The 14819-nt window shown below is 66.5% G+C and carries 18 protein-coding genes; 6 read left to right on the plus strand and 12 right to left on the minus strand.

The genetic code is table 11. The features are described 5' to 3' along the window. Positions 1-97: 97 nt before the first annotated feature. The gene (locus HLA91_RS03970) at positions 98-682 is read right to left on the minus strand and encodes a PIN domain-containing protein (RefSeq protein ID WP_170273871.1); all 585 of its coding nucleotides are present in this window, start codon (positions 680-682) and stop codon (positions 98-100) included. Then, on the minus strand, positions 683-1189 hold the full coding sequence (locus HLA91_RS03975) for a helix-turn-helix domain-containing protein (protein ID WP_102163113.1): 507 nt from the start codon (positions 1187-1189) through the stop codon (positions 683-685). 129 nt (positions 1190-1318) lie between these two features. Here HLA91_RS03975 and HLA91_RS03980 point away from each other — a divergent pair, with 129 nt between their 5' ends. Beyond that, positions 1319-2146 (plus strand): enoyl-CoA hydratase, encoded by an 828-nt coding sequence (locus HLA91_RS03980; protein ID WP_170273649.1) that lies wholly within the window; start codon positions 1319-1321, stop codon positions 2144-2146. Positions 2147-2189: 43 nt separating this feature from the next. Here HLA91_RS03980 and HLA91_RS03985 read toward each other — a convergent pair whose 3' ends face one another. Then, positions 2190-3683 (minus strand): hypothetical protein, encoded by a 1494-nt coding sequence (locus HLA91_RS03985; protein WP_170273650.1) that lies wholly within the window; start codon positions 3681-3683, stop codon positions 2190-2192. 208 nt (positions 3684-3891) lie between these two features. On the opposite strand from HLA91_RS03985, the gene HLA91_RS03990 reads away from it, so the two are divergent. After that, positions 3892-4848, plus strand: a complete 957-nt coding sequence (locus HLA91_RS03990; protein ID WP_170273651.1) for an NAD-dependent epimerase/dehydratase family protein — start codon at positions 3892-3894, stop codon at positions 4846-4848. Between the two features lie 54 nt (positions 4849-4902). On the opposite strand, the gene HLA91_RS03995 is transcribed toward HLA91_RS03990, so the two are convergent. The 6 genes from HLA91_RS03995 to HLA91_RS04015 all read right to left on the minus strand — a co-directional run bounded on the left by HLA91_RS03995 (position 4903) and on the right by HLA91_RS04015 (position 9146). Continuing rightward, complete coding sequence (locus HLA91_RS03995; RefSeq protein WP_165883811.1) at positions 4903-5079, minus strand: DUF6458 family protein; 177 nt, start codon at positions 5077-5079, stop codon at positions 4903-4905. Between the two features lie 184 nt (positions 5080-5263). Then, positions 5264-6205 carry an arginine deiminase gene (locus HLA91_RS04000; RefSeq protein ID WP_239557090.1) on the minus strand — a complete coding sequence of 314 codons (942 nt, stop codon included), beginning with the start codon at positions 6203-6205 and terminating at the stop codon, positions 5264-5266. Then, entirely contained in the window at positions 6206-6517 is a 312-nt protein-coding gene (locus HLA91_RS13770; protein ID WP_239557091.1) for an arginine deiminase family protein, read from the minus strand. A 1-nt stretch (position 6518) separates the two neighbouring features. Next, positions 6519-7442, minus strand: a complete 924-nt coding sequence (gene pheA / locus HLA91_RS04005; RefSeq protein WP_170273872.1) for a prephenate dehydratase — start codon at positions 7440-7442, stop codon at positions 6519-6521. Between the two features lie 31 nt (positions 7443-7473). Beyond that, positions 7474-8229 (minus strand): glycosyltransferase family 2 protein, encoded by a 756-nt coding sequence (locus HLA91_RS04010; protein ID WP_170273652.1) that lies wholly within the window; start codon positions 8227-8229, stop codon positions 7474-7476. A 35-nt stretch (positions 8230-8264) separates the two neighbouring features. Then, a complete protein-coding gene (locus HLA91_RS04015; protein WP_165883813.1) occupies positions 8265-9146 on the minus strand; it encodes a DUF5926 family protein in 882 nt (293 codons plus the stop codon). Between the two features lie 46 nt (positions 9147-9192). Between HLA91_RS04015 and HLA91_RS04020 the strand changes: the two genes are divergently transcribed. The 3 genes from HLA91_RS04020 to HLA91_RS04030 are packed head-to-tail and all read left to right on the plus strand — an operon-like array spanning position 9193 to position 10770. Then, positions 9193-9750 carry a GNAT family N-acetyltransferase gene (locus HLA91_RS04020; RefSeq protein WP_146004415.1) on the plus strand — a complete coding sequence of 186 codons (558 nt, stop codon included), beginning with the start codon at positions 9193-9195 and terminating at the stop codon, positions 9748-9750. A 49-nt stretch (positions 9751-9799) separates the two neighbouring features. After that, positions 9800-10201, plus strand: coding sequence for a helix-turn-helix domain-containing protein (locus tag HLA91_RS04025; RefSeq protein ID WP_102163096.1), 402 nt, complete (start codon positions 9800-9802; stop codon positions 10199-10201). Further along, on the plus strand, positions 10198-10770 hold the full coding sequence (locus HLA91_RS04030; protein WP_170273653.1) for a VapC50 family PIN domain-containing toxin: 573 nt from the start codon (positions 10198-10200) through the stop codon (positions 10768-10770). Before HLA91_RS04025 ends, HLA91_RS04030 begins: the two co-directional genes overlap by 4 nt. Positions 10771-10990: 220 nt before the next feature. Here the strand turns inward: HLA91_RS04030 and HLA91_RS04035 are convergent, their stop codons facing one another. Together HLA91_RS04035 and HLA91_RS04040 are read right to left on the minus strand one after the other, a co-directional pair. Further along, entirely contained in the window at positions 10991-12166 is a 1176-nt protein-coding gene (locus HLA91_RS04035) for an MFS transporter (protein ID WP_170273654.1), read from the minus strand. Between the two features lie 55 nt (positions 12167-12221). Continuing rightward, positions 12222-12641, minus strand: coding sequence for a helix-turn-helix domain-containing protein (locus HLA91_RS04040; RefSeq protein ID WP_170273655.1), 420 nt, complete (start codon positions 12639-12641; stop codon positions 12222-12224). 87 nt (positions 12642-12728) lie between these two features. On the opposite strand from HLA91_RS04040, the gene HLA91_RS04045 reads away from it, so the two are divergent. Further along, complete coding sequence (locus HLA91_RS04045) at positions 12729-13952, plus strand: MFS transporter (RefSeq protein WP_170273656.1); 1224 nt, start codon at positions 12729-12731, stop codon at positions 13950-13952. On the opposite strand, the gene HLA91_RS04050 is transcribed toward HLA91_RS04045, so the two are convergent. Then, a complete protein-coding gene (locus HLA91_RS04050) occupies positions 13917-14783 on the minus strand; it encodes a hypothetical protein (RefSeq protein WP_170273657.1) in 867 nt (288 codons plus the stop codon). The two genes, HLA91_RS04045 and HLA91_RS04050, sit on opposite strands and share 36 nt — an antisense overlap. Positions 14784-14819 lie beyond the last annotated feature (36 nt).

The raw sequence follows: 14819 nt of genomic DNA on the forward strand, positions 1-14819 counted from the left end.
CAAAGGCCCGATCAGCTCAACGGGCACCGCCCTTCAGGCCACAGCAGATCGGTTTCCGACGGGCCCACATGCGCAAAATGTCGGGACCATCGGACAGTCAGTCGGAGTTGGTCTGACCCGCCAGCACATCTGACACAGCACGGGCAAAACGGGGCGCACCACTTCGCGACAGCTTCGCGAGCAAGGTCTCCACGGTGACCGGCGGCCGCCTCATTGCAGCCGCTTGGTCTTTCACGACTCGGCAGATCGCACCCGGACTCAGGTCAAGTTGGTCCAGCAAGAAGTCATCGAGCCGAGTCGCTTCCAACCCGAGAGGTTCTAGAACCCTTTCAGGGAAGTCCTTGGTGTTCTCGGTGATGATTGCATCAGCGCGACCGCGGAGGGCAGCCGCGACTACGTGCCGGTCATCAGGGTCGGGTAACTCGACAGCTCGCTCAATGGGCTCCCATCCTTCGACGAGGGCGTCCTTGAACGCATAGTCCATCGAACGAAATCGGCTGAGGAATCTACTCTCGTCCACCTCTGGGTGAGTTCGCGCTAACGCCTTTAGCGCCTCGTCGACAACCTTGGCCGACCACAAGGGACGAAAGGTCCCCGCATCAGCGATACGCAGCAAGGTGTCACACGGCGCAATCGGCACCAACACGCATGCGTCAAGGACGACTGTGAAGCGCGACGTCAGTCACGACTTCCGTGCCTCAGCCAGCGCCTCCCGATAGGCCGCGGGCTCGACATCGTATAGACCGTCCTCTTCGGCTTGCCGAGTCAGCTCGTCCAGCCGGCTGCGGCGTTCCGCGCGCTTGCGTTCCCGATACGCCAGAACATCGTGCAACCGAAGCCTACGGTGCCGCGACTGTCCGAATCGCTCGAACGGCAACTCATGCTCTTCCAGTAGACGAACCAAGGTATTCCGGCTTACGCCTAGCAGATCGGCGGCCTGCTGTGTTGTCAGCTGCTTGTCGATCGGCTCAATACTGACGGATGCTCCTCGTTCCATCGCGCTCACGACCCTGCGGAGCACCTCGTACGCAGGGAGTGGCAACGGGATCTGTTCACCGTCCGGACCCAGAAGCACAGCTGGAGCAGGCTGATTCTCCAGGAAGCGCGCCAATTCGAGCATGTCGTGGAGATCCTCAGGAGGTTCGACGACATGCTCGTCTCGCGCACCCCGGTTCTTGGTATTGCTCATGCCTATATTATCGCCCAAAACGGTCAAATCAGCCATATCGACCATACCTTCGGATGCAGAACCGCATCTTTGACCAGACGCCAGAGCGCCACAAGCGCAGGCGTCCGTGGCGGGTGTCACACTGGTGCCATGACGAACGAATCTGCCACCACCGCCTCGGGACCGGCCACCACTGATGCACCTGTCACTGTCACCGTCGAGGGCGCGGTCGCCCTCGTCATGATCGATGCCGCCCAGACCCGCAACGCCCTGTCGATGCCGGTCATGAGTGCGCTCATCGACGCGCTCACCGAGATCGGCGAGCGCACCGATGTGCACGCTGTTGTGCTCTCGACTGCCGGGCACGTGTTCTGCTCCGGCCACGATCTCAAGGAGATCCGCGGGGCCGACCATGCCCGGCAGCAGGAGATCTTCGAGCGCTGCTCGCAGCTCATGCTGCTCATCCAGTCGATCCCGCAGCCGGTCATCGCCGCTGTCCAGGGTGTTGCCACGGCGGCCGGCTGCCAGCTGGTGGCCACCTGCGATCTCGCAGTCGCTGCCGAATCAGCCCGGTTCGGCACCCCGGGTGTGCGCATCGGGCTGTTCTGCTCGACGCCGATGGTTGCGCTCTCGCGTGCGGTGCCGCGCAAGACGGCGATGCGGATGCTCATGACCGGTGACCTGCTCACCTCCGAGGAGGCGATGGGGTTCGGGCTCGTCTCCCATGTCGTGGCTGATGACGAGCTCGCCGCTGCCGCCTCGGAAGTGGCGCAGAAGGTCGCCGAGGCCTCGGCTGCGACCGTGGCGATCGGCAAGGAGGCGTTCTACCAGCAGATTCACCTCGATACGCCGGGCGCGTACGCGCAGATGTCAGAGACGATGGCCGCCAATGCCGTCATGCCCGATGCGCAGGAGGGCATCGATGCATTCCTGACGAAGCGCCAGCCGCAGTGGCAGCACCGCACGGACGGCACCTGATCCAGGTCGCGGGACGGACTGCTGAGCTTGGTCGCGAACCGGGTCAGCCGGCGGTGGCGTCGAAGCGGTCGAGGAACCGCTTCGCCCAGCCGGTGGGCTTCGGGTCGACTCCGTGCAGGGACATGCGGGCACCTCTGGCCTTCCCGCGCTCGGTCGCGGTGAAGGTGGGGTGACCGCCGGTCGACAGAGTGATGAGCGCCCTGCCGTCCCAGCCGGTGTCACGCAGCACCTCGATGAGCCCATCCTGGCTGACCGCACTCGTGAGGTCCTGGCTGTCGGTCTGGTGGAGATCGATCCGGAAGTCAGCGCCCGTGCCGCCGACGTAGTTCGACATGCGCACTGAGGTGAAACCGGCATCCCACAGGGCGGTCAGCAGGTCGGCATGGGCCGGCCACTCTGCGGCCGGAAACCTCGAGCTGTCGTCCGGGTAGGCGGTGTTGCTGACGCTGAGCTCCACGTCGCCGGGCAGCGGCCACGTGCTGCCGCTGAGCAGGTCGGCAAGCTCGCGCAGCTCGGTGCTGGAGCGGGTCACGACGTCCATCGACTGCCGGTTGAGGGCGATGTGCTCGACGGTGATGCCGCGCTCGGCCAGCAGGTCCCGGGCCTGGAAGTAGGCGTCAGCGTCCGCCCGCCCGTCGCCGAACTCCACGCGCAGCCCCTCAGCAGATCCCGCCGTGAGGTCAGAGAGCTCACCGGCCCCGTATTCGGCGGCGAAGACGTCGAGGACGTCTGGGATGTCGGCATCGTGTTCGACGAGCACAGTCGCATCGGGACGTTCGAGGGAGTGCGTCCACTGGACGGTGAAGGGCAGGCTGCCGGCCTGCTCTGCGGTGTCGTAGAACCGGGTGATGGCGTCCTGGACGCCTGGTTCGGACATGTCGACACGGGCGGTGACGCTCGGCTCCCAGTCGTCTCCGTCCCCGCCGGAGGTGCCTGGGCCGTGTTCGACGAGCTCGACCTCGTCTGCTGCCGCGGCTCGGCGCACGCCGAGGAGGAGCTGGCGCTCACCGGCGGCAGCGTCGGTGAGCCAGCTGCGCATATCGGTTCCGAAGGCGAGCGTGACGCTGGCGTTCATGTTCTCGCCGATCTCCCCGCCCGTGACATCGGGCAGGCTGGTGAGGAACGGCAGCTGGGAGAGGTTGAGCGGTCCCGGCTGCGGAATGCTGGTGGTGACATCGTGGACGACGTGCCCGACGGTGCCGGTGAACCGGCCGGACTCCACGCTCACCTCCGGTGGTCCCTGCGGGTAGCGGTAGTCGTTGACGCGTGCGAGGAGGGCTTTCGCGGTGTCGTCGAGGGCATCGGGATCGGTGTCTGCGTCGACGGTGACGGTGACGTCGGTGCCCGAACGCGTCACCGCGGTGACGCCGGCCAGACCCTCGATCTCCGTGACGAGCTCGTCGTAGGTCGATTCCGGCAGTGGTTTCGCCGGCTGCGTGCACGCGCTCAGCGCACCGCCGGTGAGCAGCAGGCAGAGCAGCGCCGCAACGATCCGGAGTCGAAGTGGCCGGAGATCAAGGTGCGGTGTGCTGCTCATGCCTCCAGGCTATGGACGGGCACCGGCCGTGCGGTCACAGCGATGTGCCGGTTCGGGCACACCGTCTGCAAGCGGCGACCACCGCCTCGGGAACGGGAGAACCACCTCGGGAACGGGGTGCTCAGGGGAGTCACAGCAGACACGGCGCGGGCAATGACGGCAGGCCGCGGGCGGGCGCATTAGCCTGATCGCAAGGAGAGGAGTCGAAGTGAGAGTCGTCGTCACGGGTGCTGCCGGTTACGTCGGTCAAGCGATCGCCCGCAGGCTGGCCGAATCCGGTCGCAGGGTCACGAGCGTCGGGCTGGCCGACCCGCAGATCAGCGGGGTCGAGCACCACGAGTGGGACATCCGCGAGGAGATTCCCCAGCAGCTGCGGGGCCGGCTGCGCTTCACCGATGCCGTCGTCCACGCTGCGGTCATCGACGACGACTGGGCGCGCGAGGACGAGCTGCAGGCCGTCAACGTCACCGGCACCCGCCATGTGCTCGACGCGTTCCCCAAGCCGCGGATGATCTGCCTGTCCAGCACGGCCGTCTACGCGCCGGCCGATGCGCACCGCTACCTGTACGAGGAGGGCGGGCCGGTCGACCCGGACCGGTACCTGTGCGCCTATGAGCGCATCCTCGCCGAGGCCGAACGGGTCATCGCCCGGGTGCGGCCCGAAGCGCTCGTGCTGCGCCCGAACGCCGTGTACGGGCCAGACGATACGACGCTGTGGCCGATCCTGGAGCGGATGGCCGACGGCGGTGTGCTCAAGCTGCCGGCAGGCGGGCGGCACACGATGACGATGACGCACATCGACACGCTCACCGCAGCCGTCGATGCCGCGCTGACGAAGCCGGAGGCCTACGGGCCGATGAACATCGGCGACCCGCAGCCCTATGTCGTGCACGAAGCGCTCAACACCTACCTCGGGCGGTTCGGCCACCCCTCGCTCGAACTCGACACGATCGCCGCCGACCTTGCGCTTGTCAAGGCGTGGTTCGCGGAGCGCAAGGCGCGCCGGAAGAAGCGCCGCCCGCCGTACACCCGGCATGCGATGCGGAATCTGGCTCGGGAGCGGACGTACAGTCTGTCGCGGATGCACCGGATGCTCGGGATCGAGGGTGTGCAGGGGCTGCGCCGCTCGGGTGCGGCTGCCGGGCGGGTGCCGCGACGCGACTGAGGGGCCCGCCCAGGTGGGCAGACCCCTCAGTGTCTGTGGTGCTGGTGACGCGGCCTAGAGCTGGCGGCGCCGGTTGGCCATGGTGATGAAGGCCAGCAGCAGCGCGAGAACTCCGACGCCGATGCAGATGTAGCCGACCATCGTCAGGTCCATGACGCTCCAGGCGTCTCGGACGGCGAAGGCCAGGATCGCGCCGATGAGGATGAGGAAGACTCCGACTCCGAATCCCATGGGTTGCTCCGTTTCTGTCGCGCCGGAGCGCTGATCGCGCCCGACTCGGTCAGTTTCAGTATTGACGAAGTGCCCGCCTGAGACAACGACCCGGCGGAGTTTGGTGATGACAGGTGTGCAGGCACCGGTGATCTGAGTCGTTTCGGATGCATCTGCGGTGCCCGAGGTGCCGGTCGCGGGGATCTCAGACGGCGGGCTGGGAGTGTCGGTACTGGTCAGGGGGGTCGCGGAAGATCGGGCAGCTCATGCAGCGCGGCCCGCCGCGGCCGCGGCCGAGTTCGGTGCCGGCGATCGGGATGACATCGATGCCGTGCTCGGCCAGCAGCGTGTTGGCACCGGTGTTGCGGGCGTAGGCGATGACCGCACCAGGAGCGACGGCAAGCACATTGAGGCCGTCGTGCCACTGCTCGCGTTCAGCAGCGTAGGGGTCCTGGTCGGGGACGAGGACGCGCATCCTCTCGCGGCCGAGCGCCTCGGCCATCGCTGAGTGCATCTGCGCGGCCGGATAGTCGGTGATCGACAGCTCGCCTGACTGGCTGCCGGGGGTGATGAGGTAGGACGGCAGCGGGTCGAGGCCGCCGTAGCAGAGGAAGGTCCGCTCATCGACCATAGTCATGACGGTGTCAAGGTGCATGAACGACCGCCGCTCAGGCATCCGCAGCGCCAGCACCCGTTCAGCCGCTCCTGCGGTCATGAGGGTGCGGGTGAGCCGTTCGACCCCGGCTGGGGTGGTGCGCTCGCTCATCCCGATCATGACCGCGCCGTTGCCGAGGACGAAGATGTCGCCGCCTTCGGTGGTTGCGATCCCGGATTCGCCGCCGGCACTCCAGTGGGCGAAGCCGGCGGCTGCGAAGCGGGGATGCCAGCGGTAGACGGCCTCGTAGCTGATGGTCTCGCGTTTGCGGGCGCGCTTGCGCATCGAGTTGATCGCCACCCCACCGTAGATCCAGGCAGAGGCGTCGCGGCTGTAGAGGTGGTTGGGCAGCGGCGGCAGCACGAAGTCACCGTCATCCAGGTCGGCCAGCCACAGCGAGCCGGGCACTGCAACGCGGTCGACCACCTCGCGTTTGGTGATCCCGCCGATGAGCACCGCGGTGAGCCCGGTGGCATCCATGGCCGCGAGCATCTAAGAAAGCGGTGCGGCCGCGACTGGGCCGCAGGCACGCTCGTCGACGACCGCCTCAAGCACGGCGGTCTTCGCCTCGGGCACTGTGAGGGTTTCGGCGAGCAGGTCGCTGAAGAGGTGGACGGTGACTCCGGCCTCGCGCAGGGCTGTGATGAAGCCGTCGTGTTCGCTGCGGGCTACTTCGGCGAAGGGCACGTCGTCGAAGAGCAGTTCGCCCATATTGCTCGGGGTCAGCCGCTCCAGCTCGATGCCGGGCCGGTGCACGATGACCTCCCGCAGCCGCCCGGTCTCGGAGCCGACCCCCAGCGTCATCTCAGCCCCGGATCGCCGCAAGCCACTCGTGGGCGGCGGTGAAGGCCTGGGCGGTCATATCCGGGTCGACGACGACCTTCTCCCCATCAGCCGAGGGGTAGGAGCCGAGGAACTGCAGACGGCGGGCGATCCGGTGCACGCCGGCCAGCGCCTCGGCCATCCGCGGTTCGGCCACATGCCCCTGCGCGTCGATGGAGAACTGGTAGAGGCCCAGCCCGTCGCCGGTGGGCCGGGATTCAATGCGTGAGAGGTTGACCCCGCGGGTGGAGAACTGCTCCAGCAGCTCCAGCAGCGCACCGGCCCGGTCCGAGGCGAGCGCGGCGACGAGCGTCGTCTTATCCGCCCCGGTGGGTTCGGGCAGTTCGCGTTTGGTGGAGACGAGCACGAACCGGGTGTCGGCGTCCTTGCGGTCGCCGATGTCGTCGGCGAGCGCCGTGAGACCGTAGCGTTCGGCGGCCAGGGCCGGGCAGATCGCGACCTGGTAGTCGACGTCCGACTCTGCGAGGTCGCGGGCGGCGGCCGCGGTTGAGGCGGCGGGGATGTAGTGGGCGGCCGCCAGGTTCTCAGACAGCCAGGCCCTCGTCTGCGCTTCGGCGTGCGGGTGGGTGGAGAACGCGGTGACGTCGGCAAGCTCGGTGCCGGGTTTGACGGCGAGGACGAAGCGCACGCGCACGACGGTTTCGGCCACGATCTGCAGCTCGTCGTGCTGGGTGAGCGCGTCGAGGGTTGCCGGCACGCCGCCTTCGAGTGAGTTCTCGATCGGCACGACCGCGCCGGTCAGCTCGCCTGCGGCCACGGCGGCCAGGGCGGCGTCGGCGCTGCGCATGGGCGTGCGGACAGCGTCCATCCGGTCGTGGGCGGTGAGCAGCTGGATGAGTGCGGCCTCGGTGAAGGTCGCCTCGGGTCCGAGGTAGCCGAAGGACAGGGTCACAGTTGTGGTCTCCTTTCGGGGCGGGTCAGCGGGTGCCGCGCCCGAGGCGGTGACGGGCTCGGCGGGCCCGGCGCACCGTGAGTGCTCGGAGCACGTCGCGGTACTGGGCGGCCCGGTGCAGCTGGGCCTTGAGGTCCTTGCCGGTCACCCGGTGGTGGAGGTCGCATTCGACCTCTTCGACGCGCAGCCCGGCGTCGAGGACGTCGATGGTCATGGCGGTCTCGACTCCCCAGCCGGCGGCGAACGGCAGGGCGGCTTCGAAGGCCTCACGGCTCAGACACCGCATGCCCGATAACGGCTGGGTGGCCTCGAAGCCGGTGAGCTCGGCGATGCCCTTCTTCGCCAGGCCGACGACGAACCCGAATCCGCCGCCGGAGCGCTTCTGCGGCGGCAGGATCGCAATCGTCATATCGGCCTCGCCGGCGAGCACCGGTGCGGTCAGAGGTGCGGTGGCGACGGCGGAGTCCTCCAAGTCGGCGTCGATGAACAGCAGCGCCCGGTGCTCTGGCTGCTGGCCGGTGGGCGCTTCAGTGATCTCGCGGTTGCGCACGGCGAACGCGCCCGTCATCATCGCTGCGGCCTTGCCGCGGTTCTTCCGGTGCACGAGCACCTGCGCCCCGGCCTGGCGGGCCAGGTTCGCGGTGTCGTCGGAGGAGCCGTCGTCGACGACGATGACGAGGTCGACACCGGGGATCTGCCGGGTGGCGGCCACGGTCGCGGCGATCCGCTCGGCTTCATCCTTGGCCGGGATAATCGCGGCGACAGCTGTGGGTGCAGACATCGGATCCTGCCTCCTGAGGTGCAGCGGGCGGTGGGTCAGCGGATGGTGAGCTGGCGGGAGACGACGCCGGCCTTGGCGCGGCGTTCGTCGTAGTCGAGACTGCCGGACTCGTTCATCGCGGCATCGAGCTTCTTGGCGAACTCGCCCAGCGGCTCTTCGACCGCGTCGGGCTGGGTGCCGTCGGGCAGCTCCCAGACGGGGATGACGATGCCGTGGGCGCGGAAGCAGCCGAGGTAGCGGCCGAGCCCGGAGACGGTGTTCTCGCCGCGGGCGTGCAGGCGGGCCAGGCCGTTCATGACGGTGTCCTCGTCCTGCTTCTGCGCCCAGCGCAGGTAGATGTGCCCGCCCATCTCGGTCCAGTATGCGGAGTCGGCGGAGACGAGCTTCTCCGTCGGGCTGATCGACTCGTTGGCCTGTTCGAGCGCACCGGCGAGGTCCTCATCGCGGTGCTCGGGGTCATCGGCGAGCCAGTAGTCGAAGGTCTCCTGCACGCTGACGGTGAAGGGAGCAGAGGTGTCGAGGATGTCCTGCAGTCGCGGGCCGGAACCGGGGTTGGCGTTGGCCTCAGCGTAGGTGCCGGGCTCGGCGTCCTTGACCTTGAGGATCGCTGCGGCGATGTCGCGGGAGGGATCCGGGGAGGCGACCGGGACCTGCATGCCGGCCATGATGACGCCGTCCTGGCGGTGCAGTGCCTGCCAGGCCGCCGGCAGCAGCGAGGCGATGACGATCTCGCCGCCGCCGTGCTCCTCGTTCAGCTTCGCAGTCGCGGTCGCGGCGGGCACGAGTTCGCGCAGGCACACGAGGTCGGCTTCGAATGGCAGGCCCTCGAAGGGGCGCTTGACGAAGCCGGCGGCCTGCTGTTTGGCCAGGCGCTTGGCGATGAGCTCTTCCTTGGACTTCTTGGACTTCTTTCCCATGCCGGTCAGTGTATCGCCCGCACCCGGTGCCGATATCGTGGGTCTCATGGCTCTCCTCCACTCCGGACTCCACGATTCCGCCGTCGCCCAGCGCCATCTGCGCTACGCCCAGCGGCTCGTCGACGCCGGCTACAGCTTCGACCTGCTCACTGCCGATGACCACGGCCCCGCTGCCGAGGTGCTGCGGGCTGCCGAGGCGACCGGAGCCTCGGGCGCGGACTTCGCGTTCCTTCCGCAGGACTCCGGGCTCATCGCCCGGTCCGCCGATGGGCAGATCGCCGCCGTGCTCGCCGTCACCGCGGTGAGCTTCGACAACGGCCAGGCGCTGCTCATCCGGGCGCTGGCCACCGCCGAGGAGTTCCGCTCGCAGGGGCTTGCCACGGTGCTGGCGGGCATGGCCCCGCAGGTGCTCTCGGCTGCCGGGCTGCCGACCCGCTGCCTGCTCGTGGCCTCCGCTTCCGAGGCGCGGGCCACGTTCGCACACCGGGCCGGGTTCCGCGTACTCACCCCAGGCTCGGAGCTGCCGATCGACCTCGGCGGCATCGAGACCGACGTCTTCGGTGAGATCGGCGACCGGTGCTGGTGCCTCAAAGAAGTGAAGTAGAGCGCAGAGGGCCTGAGCGTTTTGAGCGTTTCTCGAGTAGAATGAGGATATGGCTGGAGCAACGAAACACGAGCGATCCTCAGAGCTGCGCGACGTCGTCGACGAAGCTTTGGACACGATGCCGAATCTCACTGACAATGTCCGGGCAGCATTCGGCAGGCTCATCGACGTGCTCGAATCCAGCGGCGACGCCGTCGTGTTTCCCGCCGAGGCGTCGCTCTCCACGACTCAAGCAGCCGACCTTCTCGGTGTCAGCCGAATGACAGTCGTGCGACTCATCGACCGCGGCGAACTCCACGCAGACACCAGCTCGGTGCACCGCCGTATTCCGGTGTCGGAGCTGAAGCGCTACCAGACCGAATTCCGCCGCCGACAGCGCACGGCAATGAGTGAGCTTGCCGAGGACATCACCGCGACCACGCCCGCCGACCGGGTGATCGAAACCCGGTGAGTGCAACGAAATCAGGCAGCGCTCCTGCGGTCGTCCTCGATGCTTGCACATTGGTGCCCATCAGACTCGCGACGACCTTACTTTGGCTGGCAGAAGCCGGAATCTTCGAGCTGCTCTGGTCCGAGCAGATCCTCGGCGAGGTGCAGCGCACGCTCCCCAAACTCGGCCTCAGCCCTGAACGAGCTGAGCGGCGCGTTGGCTCCATGCGGTACGCGTTCGGGGAAGCGGCACTTGTCGACGACTTTGACCACCTTATTCCTGCTCTGACATGCGATCCAAAGGACCGACATGTGCTAGCCGCAGCCGTGCGCGCAGAGGCTGATCTCATCGTGGCGTTCAACCTCAAGGACTTCCCTGCCGAAGCTGTGTCCGGCCGAGAAATCGATGTCGTACATCCGGATACGTTTCTGACCGCTCTGGTCACAGAGAATCCTGTCGTTGTCATCAAGGCAGTTGAACGCGGTTGCGCCGAGCTGAAGGATCCGCCACAGACCGCCTTGCAGTTCCTAGCGTCGCTCGCCTCGACTGTTCCGGCTTTCGCCGATACGGCTGCCGGTGAAATCAGATGAGAAATCGAGTTCTGTGTTTCCACACGTCTTATCTCGCCCCCCCATCATCGAGATGTCTTGGCCTGTAAGCAGATGTGACCCCTACTGCCAGGAATTGAAACAGTCACGGGTGACGGCGGGTTGATCCTGATTTCGGAGTCAGCCCGGGCAATACAAAAGCCCCGGGCGCATGCTGAGGCAGAGGCAACACCGGGGCGTTCGCTTCTATTGTAATGCGAGCTCATTCGGTTCGGCCCTTCCAGTTGCGCAGCGCAATGGCGCCGACTGCGACGGCGGCGATTGCGGCAATCACCACCCCGATGACAAGTGCTGATTGGGCTGGAACTCTCTTGACAGCTACTGCGGGTGCCGCAGCGCTCAACCCGTACCCGAGGCCGCTGAGTGAGTACAGCAGAGAGAAGCCCACGACGTGCAGATCGGGTCTCAGCTGCTGACGCAGCGTCAGATTGCGCGCGACGATACACACCGACTGAGCGACTCCTACGACGCACAGCAGGACGGGAAATGCTGGTGTCGACACGCTCAGGCCCGCTGCTCCTGCAGCGACCGTCATCACTGTCAGGGCCAACCAGCTGTGCGCGGCAGGTGCGCCTGGGATCCTCAGCCAGCCGTACAACAGCACCCCGCCGATGCTGGCGATGGCCATCGCTGAAAGCAGAACACCGGCACGCGCTGGGTTCTCTCCGCTGTCGACGAGCATGGCCGACAGCAGCAGCTCCACGAAGGACACGATGCTCATCGCGAGACCTGCGCTGATGAAGATCGGCCAGAGGACTGAAAGCGATGCCCACCGCGTTGTTCCCGGTGCTTCACGCACAGGCTTCTGGACCGCCGTGGCTTCGGGCATGACCCGAACGGAGACGGCACCAGCAAGCAGCAGCAGTCCGCACACGGCGAATACCGCCCGCGGTGACAGTGAGAAGCTGAGCGCGGCGACGAGTGCGGGCGCGACGGCCCAACATGCCATCGTCACACCGACTTCGAGGCTGAACGACCGGTGCATCTGGTCGCCGTGCACGATATTTCCCACCCCTGTCCGCAGCACTCCGGGAACTGCCGCCGCTCCACCGCCGGCCAACACGGCGATCAGCCAGGCCGCTGGTTGCACTGCGCCGCCCAGGATCGCGACCGTTGAGTAGGCGCCTGCGCTGAGGAGCAGACCGACAGTCGCTTCTCGTCGGAAGTACGCGGGACTCAGCCGCACTCCGAGCAGCGGAGCACAGCAGGCTTCAGCCACAGCGAAAAGTCCGGCCAACACGAGTCCGTGAGCGTACGAGTCGAGGAGCTGGCTTCCGAGGAAGGCCATCGCAAGAGGTGTCATCGCCACCGGCAGTCGCGTCGCGGCGATGCTCACCAGCCAGATGACGTACTCGAGTCGTGCTGAACGTTGCGTCATTGCACCGTCAGCACAGCCGCACTCACTCCGCGATCACCTGCACCGAGTCGCTGTCTCAGCTGCGCTCACCGCTGAGGATTGCCTCACGTGCTGACTCCATGAGCGCTGCTGGCTTCCCCGCCCGATCTCGGCTGAGCTGGCGATGGGCCGCAGGAAGGTCTTGCATCAACCGCGACACCGTCGACTTCGGAATCTGTGTCATGCGGGCGATCTCCCGGACGCCGACACCGGCATCAGCAAGCCTACCGATCGCCTCAAGTTCTATCTCCTTAGCTGCGACTGTGACAGCCTCGTGATAGACCCGAGCGCGCTGGCACGCACTCACGAGCGGCTCCCATTCCTCCACCACGCTGACCCTCCATCTCCTCAACTGTCCCACGCGGGACACTGCTACATTACTGTCCCACGTGGGACAGCGGCCGTCAAGAGCCCTAATCCAGCGAGGGGTGCCGGACGCGTGCGTGACCGTCTTCACGCCCGCACCATCGGCGAATCGGGAATAGGCTTTCAGGTGTGCTGGTTGGCGCAGAGTCCACCGCACCACCACCGGCAAGGAGCCCATATGCCTGCAGCAGCGCCGCCCGCACGCGCAGCGGTCAGCCCGCTGGAGGCCAAGCTCGCCGTGTTCGCCCTGGCGATCGGCGCCTTCGGCATCGGCACCGCCGAGTTCGCCACGATGGGCCTGCTGCCGCAGATCGCCGAGGGCCTTAACGCCTCAATCACCCAGGCCGGTCATGCGGTGTCGCTGTATGCGCTCGGCGTCGTCATCGGCGCACCGGTCATCACTGCGTTGGCGGCCAAGATAGACCGCCGCTGGCTGCTGCTGAGCCTCATGGTCGTCTTCATCGTCGGCAGCGTCGGATCGACCCTGGCCCCGACGATGCACCTCATGCTCGTCTCCCGATTCATCACCGGCCTCCCGCACGGTGCGTTCCTCGGCGTCGGCGCCGTCGTCGCCGCAACCCTGGCACCAGCGCACCGCAAGGGCACCGCAATGGCCCGGGTGATGCTGGGTCTGACGATCGCGAACATCATCGGTGTCCCCGCCGCTGCCGCACTCGGCACGGAGTTCGGCTGGCGGGTCGCCTATGCGCTCGTCGCGTTCATCGGCCTGCTGACCCTGGTGGCCGTGTTCTTCCTCGTCCCACAGACCGCGCCGGCTGCAGCACCGTCGATCCGCGGTGAGCTGCGCACCATGAAGCGCCCACAGGTGATCCTCACCCTCATCGCCGGATCGGTGGGTTTCGGCGGCATGTTCGCTCTCTACACCTACATCGCACCGACCCTGACCGAGCTCACCGGGCTGCCCGCCTCGGTGATCCCATGGGTGCTCGTGTGCTTCGGGGTCGGCATGACCGTCGGCACCTTCGTCGCAGGCCCGCTCGTCGATCGGTCGATCGAGCGCTCGGCTGTCATCGGGCTCGTCGGCCTGGGCATCGTGCTGCTGACCTTCGGGCTGTTCGCCCACGTGCCGGCGTTGGCGATCGGCTGCGTGTCGGTCATCGGCATCTTCAGCTCACTGTTCGTCACTGCCCTGCAGGCCAGGCTCATGCGCGAATCCCACGACGCGCCCTCGTTGACTGCGGCGATGAACCATGCGGCATTCAACTTCGCCAACGCGCTCGGCGCGTTCGCCGGCGGCATCGTCATCGACGCCGGACTCGGCTTCCGCGCACCAGCGCTCACCGGTGTCGGGCTGACCGTCGTCGGGCTGGTCGTCACGACGATCGCGATCACCACCTACCGCCAGTCACGCGCCCGTCAGGTCATCGACGTCGAAGGGTGAGTGGTCTGCGGCGCTCAACCGTGCGCACTCGTCCATCAGCTGCCGCACCCCGACAGCGAAAGCACGTTCAGCTTCTGTATGAAATCCCGTTTGAGCGATCACGTTGTCAGCCGCGCGAATCAGTTCGGCTTGCATCTGACCATCGGGTAGCGTGACGGCAGCCAGGCACACCTGCTCGACGTCTTCGACAAGCTCTTCAACATCTATGGCCAGATCATATTCTGGATCGGCCCGATGCCGACTGTGATCGATTGGCAGCAAGCGGAAGTTCGGGCAGTGTTCGCAGAGGAGTTCTTCTGCTCGCTCACGCAGTTTCACGACTTCTTCGTCAAGCACTGATCCGTCTGGAGCGACTGCGAGAATCAGCGTTCTGTCCGAAAAGTGTCCTCCGCCCAACGCTCGCGACACACCTGCTGTGGCGATCGTTCCAGCCAGCACACATACACCGAAGACCGGCAGCCAGAAAACCGCAATCTCCGAGGGCCGGTCAGCGACGCCTTCGCTGGTGAGCATGTGGAGCCACGGCGCTGAATGCACCGGAGACACCAGCAAGACCACTCCCACGGCTCCGAGCCCGGTCAGCGGCAGCGTACCTCGTACCGTTGAGAAGGAAGCTGCACCGGCGAACAGACCACATCCGAACCCGGAAAGCATCATCCAAGCGAAGAAAGTGATGAACCCACCGACGATTGGCTCGACTTCGAGCGCAACTGTCAGCGGGTCGGGTGCGGTCACGATTGACACAGCGACACTGCTGAGACCATAACCGGTTGCAGTGACGACAAACAACGGCGACCATGACGGGATCAGCCACCGCTTCATCAACCGCATAGGCCAATCCTCACAATGTCAGACGTCAGTGAGATC

Origin of the sequence: Brevibacterium luteolum, assembly GCF_013004595.1 — a bacterium.
Lineage (GTDB): Bacteria > Actinomycetota > Actinomycetes > Actinomycetales > Brevibacteriaceae > Brevibacterium > Brevibacterium luteolum.

Coding starts and splice junctions, on each gene's coding strand:
- HLA91_RS04050 (WP_170273657.1), bottom strand. CDS start 14,783: ATGCGGTTGATGAAGCGGTGGCTGATCCCGTCATGGTCGCCGTTGTTT.
- HLA91_RS03975 (WP_102163113.1), bottom strand. CDS start 1,189: ATGAGCAATACCAAGAACCGGGGTGCGCGAGACGAGCATGTCGTCGAA.
- HLA91_RS04025 (WP_102163096.1), top strand. CDS start 9,800: ATGGCTGGAGCAACGAAACACGAGCGATCCTCAGAGCTGCGCGACGTC.
- HLA91_RS04035 (WP_170273654.1), bottom strand. CDS start 12,166: ATGACGCAACGTTCAGCACGACTCGAGTACGTCATCTGGCTGGTGAGC.
- HLA91_RS03995 (WP_165883811.1), bottom strand. CDS start 5,079: ATGGGATTCGGAGTCGGAGTCTTCCTCATCCTCATCGGCGCGATCCTG.
- HLA91_RS04010 (WP_170273652.1), bottom strand. CDS start 8,229: ATGTCTGCACCCACAGCTGTCGCCGCGATTATCCCGGCCAAGGATGAA.
- HLA91_RS04000 (WP_239557090.1), bottom strand. CDS start 6,205: ATGCTCGCGGCCATGGATGCCACCGGGCTCACCGCGGTGCTCATCGGC.
- HLA91_RS04045 (WP_170273656.1), top strand. CDS start 12,729: ATGCCTGCAGCAGCGCCGCCCGCACGCGCAGCGGTCAGCCCGCTGGAG.
- HLA91_RS04015 (WP_165883813.1), bottom strand. CDS start 9,146: ATGGGAAAGAAGTCCAAGAAGTCCAAGGAAGAGCTCATCGCCAAGCGC.
- HLA91_RS03980 (WP_170273649.1), top strand. CDS start 1,319: ATGACGAACGAATCTGCCACCACCGCCTCGGGACCGGCCACCACTGAT.
- HLA91_RS04020 (WP_146004415.1), top strand. CDS start 9,193: ATGGCTCTCCTCCACTCCGGACTCCACGATTCCGCCGTCGCCCAGCGC.
- HLA91_RS13770 (WP_239557091.1), bottom strand. CDS start 6,517: ATGACGCTGGGGGTCGGCTCCGAGACCGGGCGGCTGCGGGAGGTCATC.
- HLA91_RS03985 (WP_170273650.1), bottom strand. CDS start 3,683: ATGAGCAGCACACCGCACCTTGATCTCCGGCCACTTCGACTCCGGATC.